Source organism: Acinetobacter sp. 1000160 (assembly GCF_000588715.1).
Classification (GTDB): domain Bacteria; phylum Pseudomonadota; class Gammaproteobacteria; order Pseudomonadales; family Moraxellaceae; genus Acinetobacter; species Acinetobacter courvalinii.
The window spans coordinates 202,590-216,258 of sequence record NZ_JFWP02000003.1; the positions used below are offsets into that span (position 1 = coordinate 202,590).

13 protein-coding genes are annotated in these 13,669 nt (G+C 44.9%); 8 read left to right on the forward strand and 5 right to left on the reverse strand.

All coding sequences use genetic code 11. The features are described 5' to 3' along the window. Nucleotides 1-15: 15 nt before the first annotated feature. The 7 genes from astB to J699_RS11350 all read left to right on the forward strand — a co-directional run bounded on the left by astB (nt 16) and on the right by J699_RS11350 (nt 8,093). Nucleotides 16-1,356 carry an N-succinylarginine dihydrolase gene (gene astB, locus J699_RS11380; protein ID WP_032867635.1) on the forward strand — a complete coding sequence of 447 codons (1,341 nt, stop codon included), beginning with the start codon at nt 16-18 and terminating at the stop codon, nt 1,354-1,356. Between the two features lie 33 nt (nt 1,357-1,389). Beyond that, the gene (gene astE / locus J699_RS11375; RefSeq protein WP_032867633.1) at nt 1,390-2,364 is read left to right on the forward strand and encodes a succinylglutamate desuccinylase; all 975 of its coding nucleotides are present in this window, start codon (nt 1,390-1,392) and stop codon (nt 2,362-2,364) included. 169 nt (nt 2,365-2,533) lie between these two features. Further along, nucleotides 2,534-4,024: an amino acid permease gene (locus tag J699_RS11370; RefSeq protein WP_009514674.1), complete on the forward strand. Its 1,491-nt coding sequence runs from the start codon at nt 2,534-2,536 to the stop codon at nt 4,022-4,024. Between the two features lie 261 nt (nt 4,025-4,285). Then, nucleotides 4,286-4,936 carry a paraquat-inducible protein A gene (locus tag J699_RS11365; protein ID WP_032867631.1) on the forward strand — a complete coding sequence of 217 codons (651 nt, stop codon included), beginning with the start codon at nt 4,286-4,288 and terminating at the stop codon, nt 4,934-4,936. A gap of 23 nt (nt 4,937-4,959) precedes the next feature. Beyond that, nucleotides 4,960-5,703: a paraquat-inducible protein A gene (locus J699_RS11360; protein WP_416202134.1), complete on the forward strand. Its 744-nt coding sequence runs from the start codon at nt 4,960-4,962 to the stop codon at nt 5,701-5,703. A gap of 36 nt (nt 5,704-5,739) precedes the next feature. Continuing rightward, nucleotides 5,740-7,398: an intermembrane transport protein PqiB gene (locus J699_RS11355; protein ID WP_376746141.1), complete on the forward strand. Its 1,659-nt coding sequence runs from the start codon at nt 5,740-5,742 to the stop codon at nt 7,396-7,398. Continuing rightward, nucleotides 7,398-8,093 carry a PqiC family protein gene (locus J699_RS11350; RefSeq protein WP_032867627.1) on the forward strand — a complete coding sequence of 232 codons (696 nt, stop codon included), beginning with the start codon at nt 7,398-7,400 and terminating at the stop codon, nt 8,091-8,093. The genes J699_RS11355 and J699_RS11350 overlap by 1 nt, the downstream gene beginning before the upstream one ends. A 222-nt stretch (nt 8,094-8,315) precedes the next feature. Here the strand turns inward: J699_RS11350 and J699_RS11345 are convergent, their stop codons facing one another. Continuing rightward, complete coding sequence (locus J699_RS11345; protein WP_032867625.1) at nt 8,316-9,080, reverse strand: membrane protein; 765 nt, start codon at nt 9,078-9,080, stop codon at nt 8,316-8,318. A 161-nt stretch (nt 9,081-9,241) separates the two neighbouring features. On the opposite strand from J699_RS11345, the gene J699_RS11340 reads away from it, so the two are divergent. Beyond that, nucleotides 9,242-9,814 carry an undecaprenyl-diphosphatase gene (locus J699_RS11340; RefSeq protein ID WP_032867622.1) on the forward strand — a complete coding sequence of 191 codons (573 nt, stop codon included), beginning with the start codon at nt 9,242-9,244 and terminating at the stop codon, nt 9,812-9,814. 85 nt (nt 9,815-9,899) lie between these two features. Here J699_RS11340 and J699_RS11335 read toward each other — a convergent pair whose 3' ends face one another. Genes J699_RS11335 through tssK form a run of 4 tightly spaced genes read right to left on the reverse strand, consistent with a single transcriptional unit; the run spans nt 9,900 to nt 13,664 of the window. Further along, nucleotides 9,900-10,868 (reverse strand): M15 family metallopeptidase, encoded by a 969-nt coding sequence (locus tag J699_RS11335; protein ID WP_165569294.1) that lies wholly within the window; start codon nt 10,866-10,868, stop codon nt 9,900-9,902. A 3-nt stretch (nt 10,869-10,871) separates the two neighbouring features. Then, entirely contained in the window at nt 10,872-11,468 is a 597-nt protein-coding gene (locus J699_RS11330; protein ID WP_032867620.1) for a hypothetical protein, read from the reverse strand. An 11-nt stretch (nt 11,469-11,479) separates the two neighbouring features. Then, on the reverse strand, nt 11,480-12,289 hold the full coding sequence (gene icmH, locus J699_RS11325) for a type IVB secretion system protein IcmH/DotU (protein WP_005284332.1): 810 nt from the start codon (nt 12,287-12,289) through the stop codon (nt 11,480-11,482). A 10-nt stretch (nt 12,290-12,299) separates the two neighbouring features. Beyond that, nucleotides 12,300-13,664, reverse strand: coding sequence for a type VI secretion system baseplate subunit TssK (gene tssK / locus J699_RS11320; RefSeq protein ID WP_005229252.1), 1,365 nt, complete (start codon nt 13,662-13,664; stop codon nt 12,300-12,302). Nucleotides 13,665-13,669: the final 5 nt, after the last annotated feature.

Genomic DNA, 13,669 nt, shown 5'->3' on the forward strand with positions numbered 1-13,669 from the left:
CACAGGGAGAAAAAAATGTCAGGTTATGAAATTAATTTTGATGGTTTAGTGGGACCGACCCATCATTATGCGGGTTTATCGTATGGTAATGTCGCATCGACTAAAAACCGGAATAACGCATCCAATCCGAAATTGGCCGCAAAGCAGGGCTTGAAGAAAATGAAAGCGCTTGCGGATTTGGGACTCAAGCAAGGCGTGTTTGCCCCACAAGAGCGTCCGCATGTGCCAACGCTGCGCCGTTTGGGTTTTACCGGCAGTGATATTGACGTGATTACCCAAGCCATGCGCACTGCACCAGCATTGTTATCATCGCTCAGTTCAGCATCATCGATGTGGACGGCGAACTCCTGTACGGTGTCGCCTTCAGCGGATAGCGCGGATGGTCGCATGCATTTTACTGCGGCAAACCTGAATAATAAGTTCCATCGATCAATTGAGCATCATACGACCACACGTATCCTGCAAGCAATGTTCAACAATGATGTATATTTCGCGCACCATGAAGCATTGCCTGAAGCAGCACTGTTCGGTGATGAAGGTGCAGCCAATCATAACCGCCTCGGTGGTGCTTATGATCAGGCTGGTGTACAGGTCTTTGTTTATGGTCAGCAACAGCTCGGTGGAACTGTGGCACCGCAGAAATTCCCTGCCCGTCAAACCCGTGAGGCAAGTGAAGCGATTGCGCGTTTACATCGTCTAGATGCCAAACGCACGGTGTTCATTCAGCAGAATCCAGATGTGATTGATCAAGGTGTATTTCATAACGATGTGATTGCGGTGAGTAATCAACAGGTGTTGTTCCATCATCAGCAGGCTTTTTTAAATCAGGCCGATGCCTTGCATGAAATCCGTGAAAAAATGGCGGGGATCGGGCAAGACTTTATCTCGATTGAAGTGCCGGAAAATCGGGTGAGTGTCGATGATGCAGTTTCGACTTACTTGTTCAATAGCCAGATTCTGACCCGTGTAGATGGTGGCATGAGCATTGTGGTACCCGAAGAATCACGCCAGAACAAAGCCGTGTGGGACTATTTGAGTGACATGATTCAAATGGGTACGCCTATTGATGACATCAAGGTATTTGATTTGCGTGAAAGTATGCGTAATGGCGGTGGTCCTGCATGTTTACGCTTGCGTGTGGCGGTGAATGACGCGGAACTTGCTGCGGTGAATCCAAACCTGTTTATGAATGATGCATTGTTCAAAACCCTAAATCAGTGGGTCGATCAGCATTATCGTGACGAGTTAACCCAGGACGATCTGGCCGATCCAAATTTATTGATCGAGAGTCGTACTGCACTGGATGAACTCACCAAGATTCTGGGTTTAGGTTCGGTTTATCACTTCCAGAGATAAACATTTAATAACGGCTTTTAAGGATGAAAGTACATGGTTGATCTACTCGCATTGACTTTGGCGCAACAGCCACCTGAGCAAACGCAAGGTGAAACAGCTGGATTTACATGGCAATGGCTTGGTGAAGGGCTATTGCAATGTACGCCAAAAACGGCTTATCGAAAAACCATCGTACTTTCTGCCGGTATTCATGGCAATGAAACGGCACCGATCGAACTGCTGGCACAGATCATTCAGGATGTGTTTGCCGGTCAGCTGGCTTTGGCGGTTCGTGTGCTTTTCGTATTGGGCAATCCCGCTGCAATCCGACAAGGGGTTCGTTATCTTGAAAATGATATGAATCGCATGTTCTGCGGTGGATATCAGAATTTAATTCAGGATCAGGAAACTGCTCGGGCTGCACAATTGGAGCAGGCGGTAGCAGCGTTCTTTGAACAGGATCAGCTTGCGACGCAACGTTATCACTATGATTTGCATACCGCTATTCGCGCTTCGTTATTGCCCGTATTCGCCTTATTTCCGTATCAGACACGGCCTTATGATGACTTCCTGATTCAAAGCTTAAATGCTGCCAATCTGGATGCGTTGGTCTATCACAATGCGGCTGGAAAAACCTTCACCCATTTCAGCACTGAACGTTTTCAGGCCGCCAGCAGTACTTTGGAATTAGGCAAGGCCAAGCCGTTTGGTGAAAATGATTTGGCTGAATTTGCCAGCACTGACCTGATGCTGCGTGCTGTACTTGCAGAGCAGCCTTTACCGATCAGACAAAAATCTGCCATTCGCCAGTTTAAGGTGGTGGATTCCATTTTAAAGCAAAGTGACGATTTTCAGCTGAATCTGAGCGCGGATGCACCGAATTTTTCTACCTTCCAGCAAGGTGAAGAGATTGCAACACAACAAGCCGGGGCCTATATTGCGCATGATCAGCAAGTCTGGATTTTATTCCCGAACCCGAATGTGAAAACAGGGCTTCGGGCTGGGTTGATATTAAAAGAAATCAAATAAGCCCTCGCTAGTGCAGTGGCTAGATGCCGTTATGGAATAGTAATACATGGAGTTTGAATATGGATGTTCAGTAGAACAAAACGCCTCAAGCAATATCATCTAGATATTCGTTTTTATGAATCAAAAGCAAGGACAGGTTGTCATAAGAATACAGTTGGAGTGACCGTGTATGAGTAACAATAACGAAAAGACATTTCCATCAGGCCAGGCCCTGAGTGGACAATATGTACCACAGCAGGATGTCGCCAGTTTAGCGGGGTCTTCTAGCGCAGAGATTGAAGTCGGCAAACCATTGAAACGTGCCATGACCAAGCGTCATCTGGTGATGATTTCATTGGGTGGTGCAATCGGAACCGGATTATTTTTAGGCTCGGGCGATGTGATTTCTCAGGCGGGTCCCGTGGGCGCGATTTTTTCTTATCTGCTGGGGGGCGTGATTGCTTACATGGTGATGCTGTGTTTGGGCGAGTTGGCAGTACAGATGCCGGTTTCAGGTTCGTTTGGTGAGTATGCCAGAACCTATATTGGCCCAGGAACGGGCTATATGATTACCTGGTTGTACTGGCTGACCTGGACAGCAACGCTAGGCACCGAATTTACCGCTGCGGCCTTACTGATGCAGGAGTGGTTTCCTTCTATTTCCATGTGGACGTGGACCTTATTATTTGCAGGGCTGGTATTTACCCTGAATGTCAGCTCTACGCGGCTATTTGCGGAATCCGAATTCTGGTTATCTTTGGTCAAGGTCTTGACCATTATCTGTTTTATTGGCTTGGGCTTGGCAGCAATTTTTGGCCTGATTTCCTATCATGGGCATGAGTCAGCACCTTTATTTAGTAAATTGACTGAACATGGCTGGTTCCCGAATGGTATTTTCCCAATTTTTGCGACTATGCTGATTGTAAATTTTGCCTTCTCAGGCACGGAACTGATCGGCGTTGCGGCAGGGGAGGCAGAAGAGCCAGCCAAAACCGTACCAAAAGCCATCAATGCGGCCATCTGGCGTTTATTGATTTTCTTTGTCGGGACCATTGTGGTGATCTGTGCATTATTGCCTTATGAAATGGCAGGTTTAAATGCCAACAGCGTCAGCAATAGCCCATTTGTTACGGTCTTTAACTACATCGGCATTCCATATGCAGAAGACATTATCCGCTTTGTGATCATTACTGCACTTTTATCGGCTGCAAACTCGGGGTTATTTGCAGCTTCACGCATGATGTGGTCATTGTCTGCCAAGAATCAGTTGCCAAAAGTATTTTCAAAACTGACCCGTTCAGGCACACCGATTATTGCGATTATTGTCACCATGTTTGGCGCAATTCCGGGTTTATTGTCAGAACACTTTGCCCCTGAAACGATTTTCAAGAACTTACTCGGTGTTGCTGCTTTTACCATGGTGGTGGTGTGGATTTCGATTTGTGTGTGTCAATTTAACTTCCGCAGACAATGGATCAAATCAGGTAAAACCGTTAAAGACCTGAAGTTTGCTGCACCTTTGTTTCCGTTAACTCCAATTTTAGGCGGTTTATTCTGTGTGATCACCTGTATCAGCATGGTGACGGATCCTTCGATGCAGGTCGGTTTTGTCTGCTGTATCCTGTTCATTATTGCCTGTTATGCCAGCTACAATATTTTTTATAAAAACAAAATCAATTAAGTTATAAGTTTCATCTAAAAATTATATTATCGACGGAGAGCTGCTAGATATTTTCTAGTGCCTCTCCGTTTTTTATGGATCAACGTTTTAAAATGCAGTCAGTCACGCTTCGATCTGCTGATTGGATTTAATAAACAATTTAATTGCTGATATGTTTATATATTGTGTAACAATGATCGCCTGTGGTTGTGATTGTTAAAAGAAAAGGTATAACTGGTATACGTTTAAACACGAAAGAATTTTTACAATGGGCAGGGCATTATGGCGAATAAAAATAATCAGCCCTTAGCAATCGGTCAGCAGGTCAGACTGTCTGAACTGGCAGGTTGTGAAGAATGTGATGCGATTTACCGCAGGGTTGAGCTTTCATCTGGCGAACGGGCTTACTGTACCTGTTGCGGTGCAGAATTGTATCGTAGAGGTCAGTCCTTTTCCGCGCTGCTGGCTTTAGTGATTACGGCATTAATCGTGTTTGTGATTGCCAATAGTTTTCCCATCGTGATTGTGGAGTTGCAAGGCAATATCTCACAAACGACCTTGATCGGTGCGGCATGGACCATGTTCCATATCGATCGGGCACTGGTCGGGATATTGATCCTGATCACCACCTTTATTGTGCCTTTGGTCGAGCTATTATTGCTGAGTTATGTGCTGTCTTGCATTAGTCTCTTTCAGCGTCGACCAAAATATTTAACCCCAGCACTCCGAATGCTGTTTTTATTCCGGACTTGGGGCATGGTTGAGGTGTTTCTCATTGGGGTGCTGGTCACTTTGGTCAAACTGGTGGGGATGGTGACCGTGATTCCGGGGGTAGCGCTGTGGGCATTTACCTTATTAAGTGTACTGTTGGTCTATATTGCTTCGGTTAAGATCAAGGATCTCTGGGACGAAGTGGATCGGAGTCTTGGATGAACAACAACGAAGATGAAATTGGAATGATGGCGCCTCATCTTGCTGCCGCTGATTTAAAAGTTAAAAACTATCTCAGGGCAAAAGATGTTGGCTTGATCCAGTGCCATTGCTGTGGATTACTCAACGCTGCTGCGAATAAACAGGTGGCACAAGATCATCTACATTGTTGCAGATGTAATAGTCGCTTGCATGTACGTAAGCCACAAAGTTTAAATCGTACCTTCGCTTTGGTGATCGCAGCTGCTATTTTATATATTCCAGCCAATGTAATGCCGATGACCGTCACAGATTCATTATTGGGTCGCCAGCAAGACACCATTATCAGTGGGGTCATTTACTTTTGGCAAAATGGCGATTATCTGGTGTCTGTGGTCATTTTTATGGCCAGTATCTTTATCCCGATTTTAAAATTACTGATTCTGGTTTTTTTACTGGTTGCCGTCTCTATGCAGTCTTCGGCAAAACTGCATTTTTCACCTGAACATTGCGCATTGCTGTACCGGATTGTTGAGTTTATTGGACGCTGGTCCATGATTGATGTATTTGTGGTGGCATTATTGACTGCCTTGATCCAGATTCAGTCGCTTGCCACCATTCTGGCTGGGCCGGGTGCTGTGGCTTTTGGGGCGGTGGTGGTACTCACCATGTTTGCTTCCATGAGTTTCGATCCGCGGATTATCTGGGATAATTATTTCAAGGCAAATGCGGTGCATGATCCACAGGCTGAGCATTTAAAAACAAGCACGCTTCATCAACTGAAAAGTTAAAACTGTAAAACCCTGTTTTTGACCCATAAAAGAACGATCACTATGTCAGAAAATACACACAATAGCCAAGATTCTGAAGAGAACCTGACCGAGTTAACTCAGCAGGATCCGGTTCTCGCGGAACCTGAAAAAAAGAAAGGCCGCTGGAGACCTGCGCTGATCTGGCTGGTTCCTTTTATCGCCCTGTTAATCGCGCTTTCACTTGCTGCCAAAGCGGTGCTGGATACTGGCCCAACCATTCAGGTGTCATTTCGTACAGCTGAAGGTTTAGTCGCTGGAAAAACCACGGTGCGCTATAAACAGGTGGATATTGGTCTGGTGCGCCAGATTGATTTGTCTGATGATCGTTCCCATGTCATTGCCAAAATTGAGCTGCGCAAAGATGCCAGTAATTTTGCGGCCAAAGATTCACGTTTCTGGGTGGTACGACCGCGTATTGGCACAGGTGGAATTTCCGGCATTGATACCTTGCTTTCGGGTGCCTATATTGGTGTGGATGGCGGCAAGGCAGAAGAAAAGCAGGAAAATTTTATCGGACTTGAGGTGCCTCCAGTAGTGTCCTCAGATATTCCCGGAAAAGTCTTTTTCTTAAAAGCACAGGATTTAGGTTCACTGGATATTGGGGTGCCGATTTACTACCGCAGAATTAATGTCGGGCAAATTACCGCATATAAGCTGGCGAATGATGGCAAAAGCGTAGAACTGCAAACATTTATTCAATCACCTTACGATAAGTTCGTGACCACCGATGCACGGTTCTGGCAAGCCAGTGGGGTGGATGTCACCCTGAATGCTTCAGGCTTTAATTTAGACACGCAATCTCTTGCCAGCATTGTGGCGGGCGGTATTGCATTTGGCTATCCAGAGAACTCTACCGGTGCGATTGCGCCGAATCACAGCTATTTTAGTTTGTCTGACTCCCGAAAAGAGGCGATGAAAGAACCGGATGGTAAACCTCGCCCGATTATCATGTATTTTGATCACTCGCTACGCGGCTTAAGTGCTGATGCGCCGATTGATTTCATGGGGATTGAAATAGGCAATGTCAAAGCCATCAATGTAGAGTTTGACCAGAATTATACCCAGTTGCGTATGCGCGTGGATGCGGTGATTTATCCATCACGTTTGGCGCATGGTAAAGAACTTGATCCGGATGGCGAAATTTTCAGGAAATTCATTGCAAAAGGCTGGCGTGCTCAAATGCGTACCGGCAATCTGTTAACGGGTCAAAACTATATTGCATTTGATAAATTTCCAAAAGCCAAGCCTGCTGCTTTGATCATGCGTCCAGATGGGCGGGCCGAGGTGCCAACCACTGCGACAGAGCTGAGTGGATTACAGGCACAAGTGTCACAGATTGCCGATAAGGTGAGTAAGTTCCCGCTTGAAGAGATTGGTCAGGATGTGCGTAAAACCTTAAACAATATGAATACCACCATCGAATCAACTGACAAACTGGTAAAACAGCTGGATGGCAAAGTGGCCCCTGGTTTACAGGCCACCCTGAATGATGTGCGTAAAACCATGCAATCCAGTGAATCGATCCTATCCAGTGATGCACCAATGCAGCAGGACGTGCGTAAGGCATTGCAGCAAATGACCAGAGCAGCGGCATCTTTGCAGTTAATGGCCGATTATATTGAACAACATCCTGAATCGCTGATTCGCGGAAAAAAAGCAGAGAGCAATAAATAATGATGACACTATCTAAACAAGCATTCACTGCTCAAAAGATGATACGTGGTGCGGGCATCGTTGCTGCGACTTTATTGATTGCTGCATGTTCTGGATCACCTACGCCGAATTATTATACCTTGGCCAATAAAGTTACGCCTTTGCCGAGCTCCAGAGTGAAGGTGATTGAAGTCTTGCCTGTAGGCTTACCGGATCGAATCAATCGCGCACCGCTGGTGATACAGGAAATTAATGGCCGTTCAAATATTCTGGATAATGAGCGCTGGACCTCAACCTTAGGGGCAGAGCTCAGAGATAATTTATCGGCAGGCTTACAGCAAAAGCTTGGTGCGGTGGATCGCTATAACAGCGGCATGATCGGTGGAAAGGTATCTTATCGTGTGGCAACCGACTTTTCCCATTTTGATATTGTGAATACTACTTCTGCCAATACCAAGAATGTTGAAGTTTCGGTGGCATGGATTATTAAACGTAACGATCCGAATATCACCATCGATCAAAACTCTACCCAGAATCAGCAGTTGGCTTGCCGCATGACATTCAGCCAGCCTGTCAGCGCCAGCAATAACCAGATTGCACCGATTGTAAGCACGGCAAGTACGTCACTGGGTCGTGTGATTGATGCCATGGCTGTTTCGATTGCTGCATTGGACAGCAAAGTGCTCGTCAGTGTAGCAGGGGCGGTGTGTTCTTAAACTACCCGGAAAAATACATCCAGAGGGCAGTGATCCAAGAAAGATGCTTGCTGCTCAAGCGCATCCATAATTTTACAGGAGGCTGGGTATTATTTTATACAATATCCCATCTGAGCGCTGAGGCAGTGTTAAAATCTCTGTATCTGATAAATAAAGGCATCAGACAATATGTGCGCTGGTGCCTTTTCTATGGCTTTTTAGTGTAGACGGCGCTGTAATGGTTTAATGCGCGGTCGAGGCAGGTTTTGATTTAAAACAGACCAGGCAAACAACAATAAAAGTCAATAACACGAATGAGGCCCCGAATCGGCTTAAATCCAGACCGCCGTGGTTCAGCGGCTTATCGAGAAAATCACCCAGCACAGCGCCGAGAGGTCGGGTTAAAACAAAAGCTGACCAGAACAGAAAGGTTTTGGAAATTTTAGTCCAGTAATAGCCACCCACCAACAGTAACAGTAATGAACCGAAGATCAGCGCTGCCGCTGTATAACCGAGGCCTTGGGTATCAGCTGTCCAGTCACCAAGCGCTGTCCCTAGCGTTTGAGAGAACATAATGGTGACCCAGTAAAAGACCTCGGTCTTTGCGGACTGAACACTGTTTACTGCAATATTTCCACAACGCCAGTACCAGACAGCGAGCGTGCTGATTAATAAGGTGAACAGGATGAGACTTCCACCAAGATAACCGATACCTAAGGAGCGATCGACAAAATCGGCAATCGTAGTTCCTAGGGTTGTGGTTGAAATAATGGTTGCCCAATATAACCACGGTTTATACTGTTTCGCTTTTATCTGCAATGAAACAAGCGCAATAAAAATAACAGTAAAGATACATGAGCTGAGGATATAACCTAAATTCATCGACATCGATAAAGCATCGCCAGCCGTTTCTCCAAGCGTCGTCGCTGCAATTTTTACAATCCAGAAGAGCAGGGTCAGCTCAGGTACTTTACTGAGCGTTTCAGATATCATCTTTGGATTATTCATAAGGTATTCCAAATTGTATTTAGATAAAATTTAAGCGTCTTTTATTAATAAAGACTTAAATAAAATTTATGATTTACTTGTGCATTCATAGAAAAAATTAATTTTGTTTTAAGCTACTTTTTTTATTGTGCCGATATCAAATCATCATGGATCGATTGGCAATGTCAATTGAAGATGTCAATATTGCTTTGTTTCAGTGGGTTAATGCAGCTGCGACTCAAAATTCATTTTTGGATAAAATCGCTATATTTGCTTCGCATAATCTGATTGGCGGTTTATTCGGATTTCTGATTGTTTCTGTCGTGTTTAAGGATAAAAAATACAGAACGCAATTTATAAAGACCTTAATGTTCATATTGGTCGCCTTGCTATTTAGCCAAGTGATCCATGCTTTGTATTATCATCCTCGCCCATTTGCGATGGGGTTAGGACATACGTTGGTGGGGCATGGTTCAACCTCATCGTTCCCGAGTATGCACACACTTACCGTGGCGGCGATTGCCTTTTCTTATCTGTTGTCTGGCTTTAAAAAAATTGCAACTGTCGGGTTATTCCTGGGGGGTATTGTGGGCTGGTCCAGAGTATATGTCGGTGTGCATTTTCCTTTTGATATCGCCGCTTCATTTATTTTCGCCTTTATAATCGTTTCGGTTACAGATTATATTTATGAGCTATGCAAAGCAAAATTGAGCAGAATCGTATCTATTCCGGTATTTGGTGAAAATATAATTTAAATCATATGATTAAAGACTTATGGTGATTTTGGTTTGAAATAAAGACAGATAGGCATGTAGATAATCTGTCTGGATATGTTAATCACTATGAATCACCTGTTCGCGCTGTTAATTGACCTTCAGCAATCAGTTGATCTGCCATTTCCTTGGTTTTCTTTAAACCAGGCATACGATATTCGGTATGACCATAATCCTGAATTGATTTCCAGCGACCGCCCCAGGTCAGGCCAACCGATTCGGCAACCTGGCCATAGAGTTGATAACCCCGCATTGCCCACGGGTCCCGTTCACTAATCACTACTTTACCATTGCGCTTAAAGGCCACATCCGCAGCCAGACCAAACTGGTGGTAACTTTGATAGCCTTTTGCACGCGTGGTATTCGGGTTGCCTGCCAGCATGTTTTGTCGATTCGGACTACGATAACCTTCGAGTAAGACCAGTTCATAGCCATGCTGTTCTTTCATGATTTTAAAGACCATGAGTAAACGCTGTTTATAACGTGGATTAATTTTATCCCATTTACGATCCACCATTGATGAATCCAGACTGCCATGAGAATGAGTCAGCGGCACTTCAATTTGTGACGCGTCGATACTCGGATCAGCTGTATGTTGAGCCTGATAGGCCTGTTCTAAACGGGTTGCCTCTACAATCGCATCTTGAATCAGGGTCTCGTCCACATCTGGTGGAGGGCTCAGCATTTCGCCATTCAAGAGGGCATAGACCTGGGGATCAGTTTCCTTTAAATATTCAGCTTCAATACGTGTAGAACTGATCGGACGGGTAAACGCAAAAATCAGAATACTGGCAAATAAAAAGAAACCTGCAATCAGGATCCACCATTGTTGCAAATGCCAATGCGACTGTAATTTTTCCGGAGAGGCTGCCTGATGCATATGCTCTGCAAATTGCATGGCATTGGCGATTTTCTTTTTCCCGCTTGGGAGTAGCGATTGTAAAAGCTGCGTACATTTGTACCGCAGCTCATAGGACATCAGTAAAGTCAGCCCAATTGTAACCCCGACAAAGCAGAGAAAAATAAACCAGATCATCTGTTATTTGAGTTCATTGACAGCAAAAGGCTTCTGGGTGACTTTAATCTGCACGGTCGCATCAGGTGCTTCAGCTTCAGGTTCTTTTACTGGTGCAGCTTTCGCGGGTTGAGCAGCGGGTTTAACCACTTTGGCTGGTACTGCTTCACTTTTTGCAACGGGTGCTTTTGCTGGAGCTGCCGGTTGAGCTGCTCTGACATGCGGTTCGTTGGCAAAAGGTGAGGCATGTTGCGCTGCTTGGGCCGGTGCAGCCGCTGGTGGTGGCGTGCGCTGGAAGAACTTGTTCAGGTCATTGCTGCCTGGCTGGGTAAAGTTACTGTCTTCTTCTGACTCAGTCGATTCATATTGAACAGGAGCAGCGGCTTCAGTTACCTGTGTGGTCTGTTTGGCGCCAGGAAGTACCGTGGTATTTTCTTCTACAACCTGAGTCGGTTCGACATATTCACTGGATGATCCTGTTCCGGTGGACAGCATAAAGAAAAACAATGTAGTTAAAATAATCCCCGAAATAAATCCGATCAGTAAATAGATCACAGGAGATAACGTTTTTTTCTTATTTGTCTGTAAGATGCGTAAAGAGGTAGTTCTTTCCTGACTCATACTTCAATCAACTAAGGCAAATGGATAGTAATATGTGCTTCTTCCGCTGGCGCTGAAATCACATTTTGATAAGGTGTTAAAGCATTATGATTTTGTTTATTCAGCATAAACTTTAACCCTGCAAAGGCGAGTGCTGCGAATAACAATAAGAAAATCAGGATCCAGAAAAATGGCAGCTCATGATGAATAATATGCTTGATCTGGTCAGGAATCGCGGCAAACGGAGAGAACGCGGCTTTCTTGCCTTTGAGATAATCAATTTCATCACCGACACGTGCCACCAGATGATTGAGGCTTTCCACCGATTCGAGACGATATTTACCTTGGAAGCCTAGCAGTAAGCAGTAATGAAACACTTCAAGCGAGGCCAGACGTTCTTTGCCGCGGCTACGGAGCTGTTCCAGAATTTCAAAAAAGCGATAACCGGCCAACTGCGAGCCAAATAAGCTCAATTGTAACGGGCTGATCAGCCAACTATTTTGCAAGTTAAAGTAAGCTGCATCCTGCTGCGTGGCAATGGTTTCATCAATCAAGGCACAAAATGCATATTTCGCGTCATGAATATCCTCTGCAGAAAATTGCAAACGCTTCGCCTGTTGCTCAAAACGGTTGAGTAAATCCAGAATTTTTTCACGAAAATCACCCGGATTTGAGGGGATATAACGGTTACGAAGCAAGAACACCAAATAAAATCCATCGTGTAACAGATCGATCAGATTCGTTGCTTGGGCCTTATTTTGTGGCTGGTCAGTACTAGGTAAGCCTGAACCGATTTTGCCATCATCAAATAAAGAAGGAATACCCGCTGGATGTTGAGTCATTGTGATTCTCTTAACTATTCATTACAGCAATGAGTTCAATACTAATATCTTGGAAACCGGCTGGTACATAGACACAGATGGATTCTGACTCAAGCATACGTTGATAGAGTTCATGATGCGGTTCAATTTCAAAGTAACTCACGCCGGAACGCACTGGAATTGCGGTTGGGACTTGCATCAAATGATGCAGTGGAACTGCAGGCAGGGCGGCAATCACACGTTGCTCAACGTCAATGGTACTACCCACTTTAAAGCGTAACGGCACGATCTGGATCAGTTCATGGGTTTGCATCATGCTGCTCGAAACTGCAATATAAAGACGTGTATCACGGGTAATCTTGTCAGACTCAAGGCTGCCGACCCAGTAGGATGGACGTGTTTCTTTCAAGGCAATACTGAAATAACGGCTTGAAATAATGGTATCCAGCAAATCTCTCAGAATAACATCGAGTTGCTGGAAACTATCCTGTAGCTGATGATGCTTGTAATGCGGTAAATGGTCGACATCATAAGCGGTTGAGAAGGTCAGCAGGGAACCGGTCAAACGCAATAATTCAGAGAATAAACGTTCTGGATGAATTTGCGGATAATGCAGTAAATGATTCAATCCCGCATAAGCGGTATTCAAGGCATTGATCAACCAGAATGAAACAATATCGCCGGAACGGAACTCGATCAGTTTCTGTTCGTTTTCACGGTTGTTGCTTTGAATGGTTTTAATCTTGGCCTTAATTACATTCAAGGTACGTTTTAAGTTATTGATTAAAGATTCTGACGCAGCCACATGTAAAATCGGTGGAATGAATTTGCTATCCAGCTCGAAAGTCCCCGAACTTTGGCGTTTTAATCGTCCTACCGCCAGATACAGGAAGCCATCCAGGTTCTGGGTCGGTTGAATATGCGGATCAAGCAGTTTGAATTCAGCACGACGACGCAACAAACTCAGCTCAGCAGGGCTGGCATCGGTAAACAGGTCATGGGTTTCTGACAGATAGTTATGATAACGGCTCGACAGCGAGCGGGTTTCATCGGCAATATTTTTCTTATTCGCCTGTAAAATAGGCAGGGCAAGGTAAACAATCATTTCACCTTGCAGATTTAAATCGTCCAGCAACAAGGGTTCTGGTAACAGATCCTGTGCAGGTGCATGGTAGATTTCACCATCCTGCCAGATGATTTCAGCCTCTTCTAAAGCCAGAATATGGGTTGAAAGCTGTACTTCATCAAATTTGAGCTTTTGAACGCCATACGCATGCGGAATTAACGCCCGAACCGTATGGTTCAAGCGTTGCTCGTGGTAGGTGTCCTGAATCTGGAAATGCTGAGGACGTAAAAACAGGCCCTCACCCCAAAGAATTTTCTCTGCTTTAAACATATCGA